The following is an 18,164-nucleotide window of genomic DNA, read 5'->3' on the forward strand; positions in this document are numbered from 1 at the left end:
CAACCAAACTACTTATTATGGTCGGCTATCGTATACAGTACTAATTATAATGGGGGAGAGAGAGTCGCGCGTTCGTTTTTCAGCAGTACGAGGCCAGTCGGAGGTGCTTGCTATCGTGTTGCTTATCGGCTTCGTTCTCATCGCCGCTATTTCGGTTCTAGTCGTCGGATCTGCTGCGCTCGGTGCTGCACAGGATCAATCTACGTCGGAACGGAACCAAAACGAGATTACGGCCGTCTCACACGCCGTGGAAACGTCGATTCAGTCCGGCAATCCGAACACGATGACGGGGTTGCAGAACAGTTACGAGCTCTCCGAAGGAGCAGAAATCAGTATCATTGTCGACGGTAATCAGACGGTCGATGCAAACACCGGTCAACTGCGCTACGATGGACTCGTCTACGAAGGCGGACTGGTCATGGACGGCGAGCAGGTCGTGAGATCACCGCCGTTCCAGTTCGAAGCGGGCTCCTCGATGATTCAGATCCCGACGTTCATCGACTACAAGAACGGTGGGAGTTTCGACGGCGAAATTCGACCGCAGGGACGAAGCGCGCCGACCTTGCGTCCCGAAGACTCCCTCGTCATCGAAATCGAAAGCGAGTACTCACAGCAGTGGGCCGATGCGTTCGAGGAAGCCAATGCAATCGTCACCGAGAACAACGGAGTCACGCGCGTCGAATACAACGTCACTGATACCGGCCCGCGTGATATCTCGCATTCGTTGAGTTTCGGTGCATCCGACGGGTCGTTCAACCTGAACGAGCTTCCGAATACCCATATCGAGAGCTACAACGGAGACTACGACCAATCGGCTTCACGACACAACGCGATCATGGCGGTAAAGGAAAATGACGGAAACAATGGCGGCAGTCTATCGGTCTTTGGAGATCTACTCTTCGGAAATGACTTAAATGGGGGAGGGAACATAAATGTCACCGGGGAAATTAAAGAAAACGTTAATCTCGAGGAGCCGACTCCGACGAGCGAACTCCTCATCTCTCCCGACAAAGCGAAGAACACATCGGATGCAGAAGAGTATCAGGCGGGCGATGACCTCACGGGCGGCGTCTACTACGTCGACGGTTCGACCACTCTCAGTTCCGATCTCGAGGTCACCGAACAGTCGATACTGGTCGTCGACGGGAATCTGACTATCGACGATGCCACGATCGAGGCAAAAGAGGCGTTCGACGTTCACGTCCACGGCTCACTCCACCTCGAGGACGGAGCGGAAGTGACGACAGCGGGACCACATCAGGGTGATCAGGTCTCGATCTTCGTCCGGGACGATATCCCTGTCGCCGGCCACGTGAAGGTGACCGGCCTCCTCTACGGTACCAGTTCGACCATCGACGTCGGCGATTCGCAACTCGACATCTATGGTGGGATGGCAATCGGCGAACTCGTAGGAAGTAGCAAAAAGAAAGGCGGGCACTTCAACCTGTACTACGACGAAGATCTTGAGGGAGAGTCACCGTACGCGACCTCGAGCGTTCAGGCGGAGATTCTGTATGGACTCAATGAGCATAAACATTCGTTCAACATTCGAATCGCCGAACTCAAGCTCAACTAATTGGACCGCTCGAAGCCGGGAACGAGATCTCAATCGTCGATCCGGCTCACCGAATGCACCGCGATTCGCTGACAAGAGAACGATATTCGAGAGTCGAGACCGAATACCGCGACGGCGTCGTTCGCGTTAAGCGGAATCGACTCCACCAGACCTACTGGCCAGTTACGCCGCGTTTTCGATCGTTTCCTTCACGTCCTCCCAGACCGCGTCGGGAGCCTGCTCGCCGTCGACTCGCTCGAGCACGCCTTCCGCCTCGTAATACTCGATAACGGGCTCGGTGTTCTCGTGGAAGACCGACAGTCGCTCCCGCACGGTCTCCTCGGTGTCGTCGTCGCGCTGCTCGAGGCGCGCCTCGACGTCGGGATCCTCCGGCGGGTTGTACTCGACGTGGTAGATGTCGCCCGTTTCGGGATCCATGCGGCGGCCGGTCAGCCGGTGGACGAGTTCCTCCTCGCCCACCTCGAGGGAGAGGACGACGTCGAGGTCGGTCATGTCCTCGAGTTCCTCGGCCTGTTCGACGTTCCGCGGGTAGCCGTCGAGGACGAAGCCGTCGGCCTGCGAGAGCGCCTCGTCGACGATGGCGTTGACGACCTCGTCGGGGACGAGTTCGCCCCGATCCATGTACTCGCCCGGCGTGTCGTACTCGGTGTCCAACTCGGAGATGTCCATCTCCTTGTTGTTTCGGAGCGCGTCCCCGGTCGTGATATGATCGACGTCGAACTCGTCGGTGATCTTTGCACTCTGGGTCCCCTTCCCCGCACCGGGCGCGCCCAGGATCAGGATTCGTGGCTGAGCCATACGTCTCCGTTCAGGGGCACCGCATAAAGGCTTAAAGAATCGGGCACGTCCGTCCGACTATGACTCGCTTCGATGCGTCCGAACCCGCCGAGCGACGGAAACTGTACGTCGACGCCATCGCCGCACATCGCGAGCGCGAGAGCGCCTTTCTGACGTTCGAGGCCGACGACGCCGTCCTCGATGGGGACGCAAACGGGAGTGACGAGACGGAGACGATGCCAGGTTCCGAGGAGGAATCGGACGATGGGACGCCCGCGGAGCTGGGCGTTCCGTGGATCCAGTTCGGCGACGGAACGGTCAACCTCGACTGTACCGACGCGGAACTGGAGACGCTAAAGACCGTCCTCGGTGAGTTTCCGGCGTTCAAGATCGACGAACTGATTCGACCCGAAGAGGTCGAGGGAGTCAACGCCCGGATCAGCGCGAAGGCGGACTCGAATCGAATCGCCCAGTTCGTCGACGAGGCCTTCCTCGAGGTGTACGATCTACCGACAGGGTTTCGCGTCTGGGTCGTCGAGGTGTGAACAGTCACGAAAGACCGTTCGGGACCGTGGCGCCGGTGACGGACGGTATCGGGGAACTATAATACGAAGAGTCACAAGACTCGATATGGACTTCCCGCGACGCACCGACCAGTCTCGTCAGTCGACTGGCTCGGTCGCTCCCCAGTTACGGCGGCCGACGGCCGGACTGCGACCGCCATCGACGATCGTTCGACGACCAGCGGTCGGCGGTCAACTCCCCCACGATGAGTGACGAAGAACTGGCGAAGGACCTCGGGCCGCTGGCCGCGCTGACGATCGGTGTCGGGACGATGATCGGAGCCGGGATCTTCGTCCTGCCCGGCGAAGCCGTCGCATCGGCCGGACCGCTGGCTGCGGTCGCCTTCGTTCTCGGCGGCGGAATCGCACTACTAACGGCGTTTTCCGCGAGCGAGCTCGGGACGGCGATGCCGAAATCCGGCGGCGCGTACTTCTACGTCAACCGAGCCCTCGGACCGCTGTTCGGTTCCATCGCCGGCTGGGGAAACTGGATTGGGTTAGCGTTCGCATCGGCGTTTTACGTCTACGGGTTCGGCGAGTACATCGTTCGGATGGGGGGCCTCACGTTCGGACCGCTGGATCTGTACGTCATCTCGCTGTCGGCCGCACAGGTGATCGGGATCGGTGCGGCACTGCTCTTCATCACCGTCAACTACGTCGGCGCGAAGGAGACCGGAACCCTCCAGAACGTCATCGTTATGATCCTCGTCGGCATTCTTGCCGTCTTCACCGCGTTCGGGGTGATGAACGCGGATCTCTCGACGCTCCGACCGATCGTCCCGCCGGAGGAGGGACTCACGCCTCTGTTACCGGTAACCGGACTGATCTTCGTCTCGTATCTCGGCTTCGTCCAGATCACGTCCGTCGCCGAAGAGATCAAAGACCCGGGCCGGAACCTCCCGCGAGCGGTCATCGGCAGCGTCGTTCTCGTCACCGTAATATACGCGCTGGTATTGCTCGCCGTCCTCGCCGCCGTCGAAACCGAACTCGTCGCCAACAACGATACGGCGGTCGTCGACGTCGCCAGCATACTCATCGGGCCGATCGGTGCCGGCGCGCTCTTGCTCGGCGGCCTGCTCGCGACGGCCTCGTCCGCGAACGCGTCGATCCTCGCGTCGTCGCGGATCAACTTCGCGATGGGACGGAACAAGCTCGTCAGTCCGGAGCTCAACGCGATCCATCCCCGTTACGGGACGCCGTACCGCTCGATCGCGGTGACCGGCGGCTTCATCATCTTCTTCCTGCTCATCGGCGACATCAGGACGCTCTCGACGGCCGGCAGCGTCCTCCACCTCATCATCTACGGCTTGCTGAACGTCGCGTTGATCGTCATGCGCGAGGCCGAGCCCGAGGGATACGACCCGGACTACCGCGTCCCGTTCTATCCGTTCACGCCGATTCTCGGCGCGATCCTCTCGTTCGCCCTCATTGCGTTTATCGATCCGCGCGTTATCGGTCTCTCCGGCGTATTCGTGGTCGTCGCCGCGCTCTGGTACTTGCTCTACGCCCGCGATAAAACCGAAGAGCAGGGCGTCCTCAGCAAATACATTCTCAACCGGGCCGACGAAATGCCCGAACCCGCCGTCACCGCCGCGACGAGTGTCAAACCCGACGGTGGAGCCTACCGCGTGATGGTCCCGCTGGCCAACCCGGATCACGAGACGGACCTGATCACGCTCGCCAGCGCGATCGCCAAACAGAAAGGCGGCACCGTCGTCGCGACCCACATCGTCCAGGTTCCCGATCAGACGCCCCTCGAGAAGGGTGCCGACCACGTGGCGAAGCTCGACTCGGAATCAGAGGCGCTCCTCGAGCAGGCTCGACGCGACGCCGAGACGTTCGGGGTCGACGTCGAAACGAGAACGATCCTCTCACACCGGTCGTTCGACGAAGTGTTCGACGCCGCGCGGACGAACGATGCCGATCTCGTCGTGATGGGGTGGGGACCACACGCACACGGCCGTGCGGAACAACGGATGGACGAACTCACCGGGGATCTCCCCTGTGACTTCCTGGTCCTCAAGAACCGCGGGTTCGACGCGTCGCGCATACTCGTTCCGACCGCCGGCGGACCCGACTCCGAGCTCGGCGCGACCGTCGCCGGGCTGCTCGCCGACGAGTACGACAGCGAGGTTACGCTGCTGTACGTTCGCGACGAGGACGAATCGACCGCCGACGCGGAAGCGTTCCTCGAAGAGTGGGCGGCCGACCACGATCTCGCGGACGCGACCCTGCAGATCGAAGCCGGTGATCCCGGGACTGCGATCGGGCGGGCCGCTCGAGAGCAGACGATGGTGGTCGTCGGCGCGACCGAACGAGGACTCCTCACTCGACTCGTGGGAGAGTCGCTGATCGACGACGTCGCCGAAACCGTCGACTGTTCGGTGTTGCTCGCCCAGCGCAGCCACGACCGGTCGCTCCGCGAACGCCTCTTTGGCTGGCGAGAGTGATCGCGCCGGCCGGCGAGAGTGGGCGCCTCTCGTCCGCACGGTAACTCGTGGATCCGGCGGTCGATCCGAAACCACTGTTCTCGGCTACCGCGGTCACGAACGTGTTCGCTCGAGTACGCGATACTTCGTCTCCGAACCGACGCCGGCCGGCCGAAAGAACGATAAAGAAAAGGTCGTCGACGCCAACGACATCGTGATGAGGGAAACTAACGTCGGCGGACGGTCCGCCGATCGAACCACGAGCCGCAGTCTGACTCGAGAAACGGGCGCGTCCGGGCGGTTTCCAAATAGATAAGTGCCCCCAGCAACCATCGTCCGACATATAACTGGCCGACAAAAGAGATGAATACAATCTACAGCGCACTCATTGCCCCGATGCAGCGGACCCGCGTCGACGTGTTCGAGAATATCTTCGTGGTATTTCTCGGACTCGGGACGCTCGTCGGTATCGTCGTTGTCGCGTACACGTTGTACAACGCGTACAAGTACCGTGATACCGGCGAGGCCGCCGAGAAAGACGAGGATCTGCCATCCGTGGGGGAGTTACCGACAGGCGGAAAGGGCGGCAAAAAACTGTTCCTCTCGTTTGGAATCAGTGCCATCATCGTCATTTCGCTGGTGATCTGGACGTACACGATGCTCCTGTACGTCGAAGATCCCGGAGACGCCAACCAGGAAGAGGCACTCAACGTCGAGGTGACCGGTGATAGCTTCGCGTGGTACTTCGAGTACGACAACGGGATCGAATCGACGTCGACGCTCCGAGTCCCCGCGGACGAGCGAGTCTGGCTCCAGGTGACGTCGGGCGACGTCTGGCACGCGTTCGGTATCCCCGATCAAAAGGTGAAAGCCGACGCGATCCCGGGCGAGTACGACGAAACGTGGTTCGAAGCCGAAGAGCCCGGAACGCACGAGATCAAGTGCTTCGAGCTCTGTGGCGAGTTCCACACCACGATGACCGGACAGGCACAGGTCATGGAACCCGACGCGTACGAGGAGTGGATGAACGACCAGCTGACGATGTCGATTACGGTTCAAGACCAAAACGAGACTCCCGTCTCCGAAGAAACCGGATACGGAGATGTCGGATACGAGATGACCCTCGAGAGTCAGGAGTGGGACTTCGAGGAAACCTACACGGACGACCAGTTCGATAACGGGACGATCACGGTCAGCAACGTCAGCGATATCGAACAGGGCGGCGTCTACAACGTAACGATCTCACCGACCGAGGGCGGTCAGCAGTTCGAACCGGTCGAAGAGCAGTTCGACATGACCGGTCCGGTCGACGAGAGCTACACGCTCGAGCTGAACGCGACGGAAAGTGAAACCAATGAAAGCAACACGAGCGACGGAGGTGAGGCCTGATGAGTGATCTCCCGCCGATGAAATCGGTCAAGCGGTGGTTGGTGACGACGAACCACAAGGACGTCGGAATCCTGTACATCACGACGGCGCTGTTCTTCCTCATCTTCGGTGGTGTCCTCGCCTTGCTGTTCCGCGCCCACCTCTGGGAGTCGGGCGGCATGCAGTTCGGCGGCAGCGCACTGCTGTCGAACGATCAGTACTATCAGTCAGTCTCGGCGCACGGGCTGATAATGGTCTTCTGGTTCCTTTCGCCGGTCGCGAGCGGCTTTGCGAACTACTTCGTTCCCCTGCAGATCGGTGCGAAAGACCTCGCGTTCCCGCGACTGAACGCCCTGAGTTACTGGTTCTACCTGTTCTCGGGCATCCTCATGGGAATCTCGTTCTTCCAAGGAGGCACGTTCGCCGGCGGCTGGACGATGTACGCCCCGTTGAACGTCCCGACGTATACGCCAGCGATAGGCGCGACCTCCGGCAGTAACGCGACGATCCTCGCACTGACCCTGTTCGTCGTTTCGATCACGATCGGATCGGTAAACTTCCTCGTGACGATGCACCGGTCTCGAGCCGAAGGGCTCGGCCTCTGGAACATCCCGATGTTCTCGTGGTCGTGGCTGTTGACTATCTGGATGATGCTGTTCGCCTTCGCGGCACTGCTGGCAGCGCTCCTGTTGCTGTCGGTCGACCGCCTGTTCCTCACGCAGTACTTCGCCACTGATCAGGGCTCGAGCCTATTGTGGGCCCACCTGTTCTGGTTCTTCGGCCATCCGGAGGTGTACATCGTCTTCTTCCCCGCGCTGGGGATCATGTTCGAGACGTTCCAGACCTTCTGTGGTCGACGACTCGTCGGCCGGAAATGGGTCATCATCGCGATGGTCCTGGTGGCCGTCCAGTCCTTCCTGGTCTGGATGCACCACATGTTCCTGTCGACGATCAACCTCCCGATCAAGACGCTGTTTATGGCGACGACGATCGGGATCTCGCTGCCGTTCGACCTGATGGTCTTCGCGTTGATCTACACGATGATCAAGGGTCGCGTCCGATTCACGACGCCGTTCCTGTTCTCGCTGGGTGCGCTCGTGTTGTTCATCCTCGGCGGGATCACCGGCGTCTTCCTCGGTGCGGTCGTCCTCGACTACGAGTTCCGGGGCACCTACTGGGTCGTCGCGCACTTCCACTACGTGATGGTCTCCGGTGTCACCGCGCTGCTCGGTGGCCTCTACTACTGGTGGCCCAAGATCACCGGGAAGATGTACTCCGAACGGCTCGGAAAGCTCAGCTTCGCGGTCTACTTCCTCGGCTTCAACCTGCTGTACTTCCCGATGTTTCTCGCCTGGGAGACGCCGCGGCGCGTCTTCCACTACGCTGAGAGCGCACAGATCTACCACCAGCTGGCGACCGTCGGGGCGTTCGTCCTCGGTGCGGGAGTGTTGCTCGTGTTCATCACGCTCGGCAAAAGTCTGGTTTCCGGCCCCGACGCGCCGGACAACCCGTGGACGTTCTCGCGAACCGCCGAGTGGGCGATCCCCTCGCCGCCGCCCCTCGAGAACTGGCCGAACCGACCCAGCTACGCGAGCGGCCGACTCGAGTTCGTCGACGACGCCCCCGCGGCGACCGACGGCGGCGTCGCCCACGGAGCGGCTGCAACGACCGAGAGTCACGAAGAGGAACACGCCGACCACGCCAGCATCTGGCCGCTCGGTATCGGTGCCGGGACCTTCGTCTTCTTCCTCGGACTCAGCGGCATCACGCCGTACGTCTACTCGTTCGTCGAGTCGAACATTCACAGCGGTGTCGGGGACTTCGTGAGTCTGGCCTCGGCACCCAACCAGAGTATCGTCTACCCGATACTGACGGCGCTCGGGCTCGGGCTGATGGGGATCACGCTGTTCCAGTTCGGCCGCGAGCAGTTCGACGCTCCCGAGATGGCGATCGCCGAACGCTGGCCGTTCGGCGGCATCAGCAACGAAAAGATGGGCGTCTGGGTCTTCCTGGCCTCTGACGTCGTCGTCTTCGGGGCCGCGATCGGTGCGTACATCTTCATGCGCATCCACGGCGGCTGGGACAACTGGCACCTCGAGTCGATCACGATGGCGGGCCTGTTCAACACGTACGTCCTGCTGACCTCGAGTTTCACGGTCATCCTCGCGCACGTGATGGCCGAACGCGGGAACAAGAAGGGGCTGCTCGGCGCGCTCAGCGCGACGATCCTGCTCGGGTTCGTGTTCATGGGCGTCAAGGCCTTCGAGTATAGCAGCAAGTTCGCCGACGGTCACTACTGGTTCAGCGGGATCGAGTACTCGTTGTACTTCGTGACGACCGGTCTGCACGCGCTGCACGTCATCCTCGGCCTGCTCGTCGCGGGCTTCATGATCTACCGCGTTGTCTCGATCGACGCCTACCTCGAGGATCACATGCCGGTGGAGTACTTCGGCCTCTACTGGCACTTCGTCGACATCGTGTGGGTCTTCCTGTTCCCACTGTTCTACCTGATGTAGCGGCTCGCCGCTACGCGGGTCGTTTCGCGTTCGACTGCGATTCCATTCTTCCTGACGGCTACTGAGACGGAGTTACGAGTCCTGGATGTCGCGTTCGCTGACGACACCCGCCGGTACCCGATACTGGTGTAGCGGTCCGGGCGATCGATCGTTCTCCCCACACTCGAGAGACCACAGCGCTACCGGCCGTAAGATCGGGCCAACGCTGAGAGCGCGGCGAGACGGCATAAATGCCGCCCACCGGCTCGAGCGACGATGTGCGAGACGGAGCGACGCCAACGAAGAGAGTGCAGCAAAGGCGACCGAAGCGACGGGACGAGAGCGACTCGAGCCCGAGCGTCAGCCGGCCCAGACCAGCGCGTAGACGAACGTAAACAAAAAGTAGACCAGAAACACTGAGATAGCCGCTTTGAAGTGGAACGTGAAGAGGTCGTACTCCTCGTCGTCGCGTTCGGCTTCGAACGCCTCGCGTTCGTCCTCGGAACACTCCCCGGCGTGGTCGACACCGATGTGGAACGTGGCGTATTGCTCGGATCGGAACGGCCGTCCGCAGTACGGACAGGTCTCGCCGGGCGATTCCTCCGGCGGTACATCGTACTCGCGCTCGAGTGACCGGTTGGTCGCCATTCGACCGACTATTGCGACGGCGGGAGGAAGTGTTTGCCGGTTCAGTAGTCCGAGCGGTCAGTGGGAGAGAAATCAGGAATCCGGACGAGTAGCGGGTCGAAAAGGGATCGAGTCGAGGAGATGGTTGCGGGGCGGTTACCCCGGAACGTACGGCGGGCTCATCGAGCCCTGGGAGACGAGATAGAGGCTCGCCATCGTGAAAAAGACCATCACGACGATCAGCGGGTACTGGCTCCTGATCGCTTGGAGTTTCCCGGGAAACAGGTCGAAAGAGACGGTGTGACTGACCCACACCGCGAGAACGTGGCCGAGCAGGATGCCGGCGATCTCAACGTAGCCGAACCAGCCCGGGAGCGCGTACCGGGTCGGGTTCGGCGGCGGTGAAAGCGGCATCGCCAGCGCGTCGATCAGCGACGGCCACAGCGAGAGCCCGAAGCCGATGTAGTGTGCGAAGTGGTAGCCGGCCGCGATGGCGAGCAGCGGCGCGGCGAAACGGAGCCCGAGATACCGACGGGAGAGGTACGTCTCTGCCCGCTCGCGGGTCCGATCGATCGCGATCCAGTACACCTTCCAGAACAGGGCGAAGCCGCCGACGAGCAAGAGCAGGTAGACGAGTACCGGTGGGAGGCCGATTCCGACGAGCCCTCTGACGGTCCGAACGCCAACCGGAGTGACGATAAACCCGCTGTAGGTGAGTTCCCAGACGAGCGCGAGCACGAACGCCACGACGGAGGTGTCAGTGACCAGGTCGTCGTCGCTCAGCCGAGAGCCGGGAAATCGCAGTTCGAACCCGTCATCGGTGCGCTGGATCGGTGCGACGGCGCCGTAGAGTCGAAACCACAACGAGAGCGGGTCGCCGCGACGGAACCACGTCTCGGGGGAGAAGACGACCGCACTCGAGATCGTAAACAGCGAGTACATCACGAGCACGAACACCAGCGCGCGCGCCGACGAGGTCAGCGGGGCGACGACCTCGAGCCAGACGAACGTCAACAGCGCCACGACGGCTGGCCAGGAGCCGAAGTCCGACGGGTACGATTCGTAGCCGTTGGGCAGCGCCGCGGCGATCCGCCGCCAGGGGTTCAGCGCCGGCCACGGGTTGCCGACGGTATACGCGACGATCGTCAAGAGTGCCCGCCCGCCGACGAACGTCAGCAGGACGGTCGCGCTGACCAGCCCGATTGCGGGACCCCAGATTCCGGCGAGCAGGGTCAGCGCGAGTCCGAGGAGACCGACAACCCCGAGCAGGAGCGAGCCCGCAGTCAGGAGCCGGTCAGTCGTGGTCTCGAGCGCGCGGTCGTGGTAGGTCCCGATCACGTCGCGATCGGTGACGAGCATGGTCAACAGCGCCGACGCACCGACGGCACCGCCGCCGGTCGCGAGGTAGAGCCACGTCGGAACCGACACGTCGCTGCCCCCGGAGAGGCCGGCTGCCACGTTGCTCGCGGCGACGACGCCGGTGCTCGCGGCGAGGACCGCGAGGGCGAACACGAACCCGATGCCGGTCCGGCGACGGAGAGCCGAACGTCCACTCATTGCCGGCGATTCGCACCCGCGATCCATCTACGTGTCGCTTCCGTGCGATCGCGGTCGGTCCCGTGCGACCGTCGATCGAACACCTTCTTCCGGCGGGCGCGCAGACGCCGGCCAGCCCGGCGAGCGATCGTATGAGGAAGGTATAAGTATCCGTCAGTCTCATTCCTCACCAATGGCGAGTATTCGGAACTACGCATTGATTTACGTGGCGCTGATACTGCTGGCGACGGGGAAGTTCGTCTTCTTCCACTTCCCGGAAATATTCACCTACGAACTCGCAGTGGGCGGGACGATGGTTCTGGCGGCCATCAAGGTATCCCTGATCGCCGGCTACTTCCAGCACCTGAAAGACGAGCCGCGGTCGATCACCTACCTGATGCTCACCGCATTGTTCATGGTGCTCCTGCTCACCCTCGCAGCAGGGTACTCGATCCAGTAACGCCACCACACAGCCGGCGTTTGAAACCGAATCGAACCTTCTCTCTCCTTTCTGACGATGTCAGTGCCGTCGGCACCACTCTACCGATCGGACAGTCCCATCGCTCGACGCTCACCGGTGACGTGACTGCTCGAAGGAGGTGTCCACAGCACGAACGGACTCGCGAGGGCCGGACTCGGCTGCGTCCGCGTCTGAACTGGAGTCGGCCAGTGGCTTCGAATCGGCGGGATACTCCGTTTGCTGGCGGTCGAGTCGGTCCCGGATTTGCTCGAGGTTGGCGTAGAGGAACCGCAATCGATCGCATTTCTCCCGCGGATTCGCGTGGAAGCGCCACGGGCTGTCGGATTCGAAGTGAACGTCGGTCTGGGTCACGAGGGCGTGTCCGAGATAGGTACCGAACGTCCGCGGGCGAACGCCGATCGCGTCGCAGTAAGCGCTCAGTTGCTCGTACACGCGGTCGGCGTGGGGCGTCTCTTCGAGCAGCGTGGCCCGAACGCCGGCCTCGAAGTCGCCGAACGCGAATTCGGCGAGTTTCAGGGTGAAGAAGCCGGGATCAGCGACGGGGTTTCGATCGAGCGCGCTGTACTCCCAGTCGATGACGCGCTCGATCGCGCCGTCGTCGGCGACGAGGACGTTGCCCGGGTGGTAGTCCCCGTGTGCGGGGACCGTCGGATACTCGACCGGCTCGGACACCGCCGGCGGCGTCACGTCGAGTTCGGACGGGGTCAGCTCGCGATGGACCGTCTTCGGTGACACCGTCACGCGAGGCCCCGCGTGGGTTCGCTGTAGCCGACCGATCCAGTCGAGTCCCGTCTCGAGGATCCGAGCGAAAGCGTCCGGATCGGGTGGCGTCTCCAGTCGAGCCACGACGTCCATGAGCGGCGCGCCCGCGGCCGGTGATTCCGACAGCACCGGACCGAGCGGAGACTCCTCGAGCGCCACGTCGGGGAGCGTCCCCGTCAACGGGCTGTCCGCAGCCGCGAGCGCCGAGAGGGTCGACGCCGCGCGTTCGTTGTAGCGGCCGTGGTGGGGGGCGTTCGGTACTTTCCGGACGGACTCGAGGTCGCCGTCAGCGAGTTCGAAGACGATCGACCGGTTCGCGCCGCGTCGGAGCACTCGCGTCCGCTCGGAGCCAGCCCCCGATTCGGCGTCCGCTTTCGACGCCGACGGCCGCGTCCGGCAGACGGCGACGTAACTAGGATACGACTGTGAGACGACGCCCATTCTGTTGGCGAGGGTCGCACCGCCACGAAGCAGCCGAGCCGCCGTCGTGTCCGCCTCGATCGTGTCCAACACCCATTCGAGGGCGTCGGGATCGGCGACCGGCACCGCCCACCGGTATCGACTTCCACCGGGGAGGAGCCCGAACAGTTCGACCTCGTCAAACCCCCTGTCCTCGAGGGCCGCGACGAACCGCGAGGGGATCGATCGCCAGACTGTCGCCGGGGACCGATCGCCGGTCGTCGCCGATCCGCTCTCGAGGCCGACCAGATCGGTCGCCCCGGTCGTTCGGGGCCAGCCGTGTGTCTCGGTGACGAGCGTCCCCCCGTCCTCGAGCGACGCGGTGAGCTCGTCGACGTGATCGAAGAAGTCGCGGTCCGGTGCCCGCGGTCCCGTCGTAACGATCGTCTCGAACGAACGATCGCGGACCGCCGAAGCGAGGTCGTCGCCCGCGAGCGACACGACGTCGGCCCCCTCGAGCGCCGGTCGGGCCTCGAGGAACCGCCTACCGGTATCGGTCGGCTGATGCGTGTAGACCGTGTCGGCGAGTCGACTCAGAAGCGGCGTCGTGCGTCCCCAGCCGGGACTGAGATCGAGACAGGAGCCGGAGATATCGTCGGCGACGAGGGCGTACCAGCCGTCGTATCCGACGCCGAAGAGCGACGTGAGTATCGAACGCGGCTCGTCGGCGGTCTCGAGCAGAGTTCGGACCGCCGCGTGTCGCTCACCCCGCTCGAACTGATCGACGAACGATTGGAGGGCTGCCCCGTCGGTATCGGAATCGAGGGGTCGTGTGTTCACGTTCTCGATGCCGACTATATCGTATTTTGATATGAACGCGTTACCGGTATATAGCGCTCCGGAAGGGTATTGTTACCAGCGGAGACGAGCGAGCCGATGTGAGAGCGGCCACTCTCGTGAGCGCACGAACGGACCGGAATGCCGCGAGTCGAGCGTGAGCGCACGAACGGACCGGAATGCCGCGAGTCGAGCGTGAGCGCACGGACACAGCGCAGGCCAGTCGGTCACCCGAACGCAATCGGTCGCCACTCGGGGGAACGCGACGACCGAACCCGTGTCTCGAGCAGAAAATAGTGAGTCGAGAATCGAGAGCAGGGGAACAAAATAGAGGTGGGATCGAGAACGGGGACGCCCGGAAACCCGAGACCAGCGACCGCCGACGAGGCTAGGTCAACAGCGCGAGCGTCTCTCGAGGATCGACCAGCCCGCTGAACGTGATCAAGCAGCCCCAGATGCCGACGCCGAGTGCGATCACGCCGGTGAGGGCGATCAGGTTCGAGACGTAGGGAACCAGAACGAGGACGGCGACGCCCATCCCCGCTGAAATGAGGGCGATGAGCGCGACCGATCGGCCGACGCCGCCGTAATCGAACGCGATCTCGCGGTACATGACGAAGACGTTAACGGCCGTGTAGACGCCGTAGGTGACGACGGTGGCGAACGCCGCCCCGGCGACGCCGAACCGCGGGATCAAGAGCACGTTGAGGACGGCGTTGGCCGCGGAGGTGACTCCCTTCGCGATCGCGCGGTCGGACGCGCGGCCGAGGTAATCCAGCCCGTTGGTCGTCACGTTGGTGATCGCCTGGAAGATAACGTAGATCGCCATCAGCTGAAGGACGGGGACGGCGCCGGCGTAGTCCGCGCCGAACACGAGCCGAATGGCCGGATCGGCGACGAGGATCAGCCCGACTGCCGCCGGAATGTAGAGGAGGAGGACGTACTGCAGCGTCGACTCGTAGATCCGCGCCGCCTCCTCGAGCGCGTCGTTGGCCTTCTGTTCGCCGTATGTCGGCGAGACGGAGAAGCCCAGCGAGCCGGCGGGAACGAGCACGAACTCCGTGATCTGCTTACTGAGCACGTAGTAGCTCACGGCCACCGGATTGAGGAAGAACCCGACGAGAACCGTATCGATCCGGTTGTCGAGGATGCTCGCGCTGGTCGAGGCGGTCAGCGGGATGCTGTACCGCAGCATTCGATTGCGCAGCGTCGTCTCACCGCCGTCGTCGTCGTAGGTCACGTAGAACCGTCGGTAGAGGAGGACGATTCCGACGACTGCCGCGAGCACTGCGCCGACCAGATACCCCATCATCGCGCCGACGACGCCGAGTCCGAGGACGGTAAAGGCGACGACGAAGCCGACCCGCGTGACGTTGTTGACGACGTTGACGACGGCGCTGAGTTCGACCTGGTTGAACCCCTGAAAGACCGTCTGGGTGTAGGAGTTCAGCGACTGAAAGACGAGATAGACGCCGCCGACCAGCAGTAGCGTCGCCGCTTCCGGCGTCTTGAGAAGGGCAGCGAGTTGCTCGTGGCCGACAATCAGCGCGGTGGAAACGATGCCGATCAACGCCAGTCGAAATCCGAGCGACGTCCGGAGGAGGTACGGGATCTTGCCGGGATCGGTCTCCTTGGACTCGGAGACGTATCGGGCGGCCGAGCGAGCGATTCCGAGATCGGTAAACATCCCCGCGACGCCGATAACCGCGATCACGAAGAACAGCAACCCGTACTCGTCGGGCGTGAGCAGTTCCCGCGCGAGCAGCAGCATCAACACCCCGTTCGCGATGTTGGTGACGAGACGAGCCCCCAGCGTCGCCTTGAAGCCGTCGACGATTCGCTCAGTAACGGACATTAGTCAACGCGAACGCCGGCCGGGTCAGTCGAGAGGCGACGACAGCGCGACGTCGTCGACTTCACGAGCGCGGACCGGGGATCTGCCGTCGCACGGTCCGACCGGTGACGAACGGCGAGCACGTTCCTGATCACTGCGTTGACCGTCGCCGACGGACGGCATTGTTATCATCCGCCTACCCGCAATCGAGACGGGCTCCCCTCCGGAAGGGATGACGTAACCCGCGCGACGCCGCTCGAGAATCTCGTTCGGTGACCGGACGGCTGTCGACCGGGCGGCAGCGAGGAGTCAGCCGTCGGTGTCTCCGTCCCGATTCGCCCAGTCGTCACCCCTCGAGTTCGGGTTCGGGCTCGTCGTCCGGTGCGACGCTTTCCGCCGAGAACTCCGCCCTGAGCCGGACCGTATCGTTGGTGATCTCGTCGATCGCGTCGTCCTCGAGCGGGACGATGTCACCGGACGCGGGCTCCCAGTCGAGCACGGCCTTGATCGAGTCGGTCATATCCGGTTCCGGATCGAGGTGTGCACCCTCTTCGTCGGCGGCGACGACGGTACCGAGCGTCTCGCCGTCTGCACTTTCGACGGGCTTGCCGACGTCGTCGTCGGTAACGGTGGGACTCATTCCGTCGACAGTAACGCTCCACCCCGGAAGCCGTCTCGGCCTGCACGACCCGGGCGGCCCCGGTTCCGTCACGCTAACTCGAGGGCCGTCCGCAGATCCGACTCCACGGCGTCGACCTTGCTCCGGTCGTACAGCGCCGCCGCCGGATGGAACGCCGGCACGACGCGGCAGACCTCGCCCGAAGTGCCACGCGCCTCGCGCTCGAACTCGCGCCCGTGCAGGTCGGTGATCGTCTCGTCCGTCTCGAGGAGTTCGTCCGTCGCGAAACTCCCCAGCGGAACGAGCACGCTCGGATCGACGCGCTCGATCTCCGCCTCGAGCACCGGCCACCAGGCCTCGATCTCGTCGACGTAGGGATCGCGGTTCTCCGGCGGCCGTACTTTGACGAGGTTGGTGATATAGAGATCGCGACGGTCGTAGCCGATCGCCTCGAGCGCTCGGTCGAGTTGCTTTCCGGCCTGCCCAACGAAGGGTTCTCCCTGCGTGACTTCCTGCTCGCCCGGGGCCTCGCCGACGAGCATCACGTCCGCCGACAGCGGTCCGACGCCGGGGACGAACCGATCCCGATCGAACTGGTCGTCGGGCACCGTCTCGAGAACCGTCTCGAACTCCGCGTCGAACTCCCAGTCGGTCGCGGTTCGGTCGCTCATCGAGTGGGACTGCGACTGCGTCGAGGAAACACCTTTTCGCTGCGCACGCTACCCGACCGAGCGGTCGTACCGGCGGCCGTCGCTCGACGGGTAGAGCCGCCGCCGACGGCTGGGGTACCGCTCGCTCGAGGCAGTCGCCCACCGAAACAGCGATCCCGTGCCGTTCGGCGCGCAGTCCTCTCGCCGGGAGCCGTCGAGGGGCGACCGAGACCGTGCCGATCGATGGCCCGCTCGAAACGGATCGCGGGCATATGCATGCTGTAGCGCTTTCCCTCGAACGGACGGATGGTGAAGAACAGATGGCATTCACACCGCCGACCGAGTGTCCGATCTGCCGTGACGTACTGGAGCTCGATCGGACGCTCGAGGACCACCTCGTCGGGGCCCACACCCACGACGAAGTCGCCCGCTATCTCGCCACCCGCCACGACCGAGCCGAGATGCAGCCGATCTCCGACTGATACGGTCTACTGTAACGATTTAGCGGCGCGACCGCGTCCGGCCTGCGGTCGCGCTGGAAATGACTTACAGTAGTCCGTATGAAGCGCCGGCAGTCGAACGCGGTTTGATCGCTCGCGTCGACAGCGACTGCTCCCGGCCCCGCATCTCACGCAGCCGTGCAGGCTTCGCGTCCCGTCATAACGCGAGCGCGGATCGGACGTCACCCCGTCCCGTCGACCGTATACTCCGGGATCCAGGGCGGCATCGACCGCGCTTTCGACCACTCGAACAGGTGCCGCTTCTCGTTCGCGTAGTAGTAGCGATAAGCGTCGACGTAGTCGTCGGCCGTCCACCCGTCCGTCACCTGCGGCGGGTCCTCGCGGCCCTCGGCCGGCCACTCGAGGTCGCGAACCCGGTCGTCGTCGAGCGATCGAACGGTCGCCCAGCAGCCGTGGCGCTCCGTCGGGTCGTGATCCCAGCGATAGCGCCACTCCTCGTGCGCCGCGTCGGTGTAGTCCCGAAGGGTCCGCCAGTTGGCGATCGATCGCGCCGCCCAGCGAGTCAGCGGGTGGTCGGGATGCGTGAAGTACAGCGCGTCGGATTTCGGGTAGCCGTTTCGCTGGACCGCCGTCGTCAGCACCATCGAACACTCGAAGACGCTGCTCGTGACGTGGCGATCGACGAGCCACGCCGCGGCTCGCTCGAGGTCGCGATCGAGCCAGAAGGCGTTGACCATGGTCGGGGTACGT

At 63.3% G+C, this 18,164-nt stretch carries 15 protein-coding genes; 7 read left to right on the forward strand and 8 right to left on the reverse strand.

Features of this window, described 5'->3' with window-relative positions; translation table 11 throughout:
- Nucleotides 1-49 precede the first annotated feature (49 nt).
- On the forward strand, nt 50-1,576 hold the full coding sequence (locus tag AC0QDI_RS10655) for a DUF7289 family protein (RefSeq protein WP_474667929.1): 1,527 nt from the start codon (nt 50-52) through the stop codon (nt 1,574-1,576).
- Between the two features lie 162 nt (nt 1,577-1,738).
- Here AC0QDI_RS10655 and AC0QDI_RS10660 read toward each other — a convergent pair whose 3' ends face one another.
- Entirely contained in the window at nt 1,739-2,374 is a 636-nt protein-coding gene (locus tag AC0QDI_RS10660) for an adenylate kinase (protein ID WP_474667931.1), read from the reverse strand.
- Nucleotides 2,375-2,433: 59 nt separating this feature from the next.
- Here AC0QDI_RS10660 and AC0QDI_RS10665 point away from each other — a divergent pair, with 59 nt between their 5' ends.
- The 4 genes from AC0QDI_RS10665 to AC0QDI_RS10680 all read left to right on the forward strand — a co-directional run bounded on the left by AC0QDI_RS10665 (nt 2,434) and on the right by AC0QDI_RS10680 (nt 9,229).
- A complete protein-coding gene (locus AC0QDI_RS10665; RefSeq protein WP_474667933.1) occupies nt 2,434-2,898 on the forward strand; it encodes a DUF7975 family protein in 465 nt (154 codons plus the stop codon).
- A 224-nt stretch (nt 2,899-3,122) separates the two neighbouring features.
- Nucleotides 3,123-5,366 carry an amino acid permease gene (locus AC0QDI_RS10670; protein ID WP_474667935.1) on the forward strand — a complete coding sequence of 748 codons (2,244 nt, stop codon included), beginning with the start codon at nt 3,123-3,125 and terminating at the stop codon, nt 5,364-5,366.
- Nucleotides 5,367-5,708: 342 nt separating this feature from the next.
- Entirely contained in the window at nt 5,709-6,734 is a 1,026-nt protein-coding gene (coxB, locus tag AC0QDI_RS10675) for a cytochrome c oxidase subunit II (RefSeq protein ID WP_474667937.1), read from the forward strand.
- Nucleotides 6,734-9,229, forward strand: coding sequence for a cbb3-type cytochrome c oxidase subunit I (locus AC0QDI_RS10680; RefSeq protein WP_474667939.1), 2,496 nt, complete (start codon nt 6,734-6,736; stop codon nt 9,227-9,229). The genes coxB and AC0QDI_RS10680 overlap by 1 nt, the downstream gene beginning before the upstream one ends.
- 339 nt (nt 9,230-9,568) lie before the next feature.
- Here AC0QDI_RS10680 and AC0QDI_RS10685 read toward each other — a convergent pair whose 3' ends face one another.
- Together AC0QDI_RS10685 and AC0QDI_RS10690 are read right to left on the reverse strand one after the other, a co-directional pair.
- Entirely contained in the window at nt 9,569-9,856 is a 288-nt protein-coding gene (locus AC0QDI_RS10685; RefSeq protein ID WP_474667941.1) for a DUF7410 domain-containing protein, read from the reverse strand.
- Between the two features lie 135 nt (nt 9,857-9,991).
- On the reverse strand, nt 9,992-11,392 hold the full coding sequence (locus tag AC0QDI_RS10690; RefSeq protein WP_474667943.1) for a hypothetical protein: 1,401 nt from the start codon (nt 11,390-11,392) through the stop codon (nt 9,992-9,994).
- A 172-nt stretch (nt 11,393-11,564) separates the two neighbouring features.
- On the opposite strand from AC0QDI_RS10690, the gene AC0QDI_RS10695 reads away from it, so the two are divergent.
- Entirely contained in the window at nt 11,565-11,831 is a 267-nt protein-coding gene (locus tag AC0QDI_RS10695) for a cytochrome C oxidase subunit IV family protein (protein WP_474667945.1), read from the forward strand.
- A 111-nt stretch (nt 11,832-11,942) separates the two neighbouring features.
- Here the strand turns inward: AC0QDI_RS10695 and AC0QDI_RS10700 are convergent, their stop codons facing one another.
- The 4 genes from AC0QDI_RS10700 to AC0QDI_RS10715 form a co-directional block, all read right to left on the reverse strand.
- Entirely contained in the window at nt 11,943-13,853 is a 1,911-nt protein-coding gene (locus AC0QDI_RS10700) for a phosphotransferase (protein WP_474667947.1), read from the reverse strand.
- 385 nt (nt 13,854-14,238) lie between these two features.
- Nucleotides 14,239-15,705 carry a flippase gene (locus AC0QDI_RS10705; protein WP_474667949.1) on the reverse strand — a complete coding sequence of 489 codons (1,467 nt, stop codon included), beginning with the start codon at nt 15,703-15,705 and terminating at the stop codon, nt 14,239-14,241.
- Nucleotides 15,706-16,030: 325 nt separating this feature from the next.
- Nucleotides 16,031-16,324, reverse strand: a complete 294-nt coding sequence (locus AC0QDI_RS10710) for a hypothetical protein (protein WP_474667951.1) — start codon at nt 16,322-16,324, stop codon at nt 16,031-16,033.
- Nucleotides 16,325-16,392: 68 nt separating this feature from the next.
- The gene (locus AC0QDI_RS10715) at nt 16,393-16,974 is read right to left on the reverse strand and encodes a uracil-DNA glycosylase (protein WP_474667953.1); all 582 of its coding nucleotides are present in this window, start codon (nt 16,972-16,974) and stop codon (nt 16,393-16,395) included.
- Nucleotides 16,975-17,273: 299 nt separating this feature from the next.
- Between AC0QDI_RS10715 and AC0QDI_RS10720 the strand changes: the two genes are divergently transcribed.
- Nucleotides 17,274-17,435: a hypothetical protein gene (locus AC0QDI_RS10720; protein WP_474667955.1), complete on the forward strand. Its 162-nt coding sequence runs from the start codon at nt 17,274-17,276 to the stop codon at nt 17,433-17,435.
- A gap of 200 nt (nt 17,436-17,635) precedes the next feature.
- Here the strand turns inward: AC0QDI_RS10720 and AC0QDI_RS10725 are convergent, their stop codons facing one another.
- A complete protein-coding gene (locus AC0QDI_RS10725) occupies nt 17,636-18,151 on the reverse strand; it encodes a hypothetical protein (RefSeq protein WP_474667957.1) in 516 nt (171 codons plus the stop codon).
- Nucleotides 18,152-18,164: the final 13 nt, after the last annotated feature.

The sequence above is a fragment of the Natrinema sp. LJW11 genome (genome assembly GCF_056135975.1).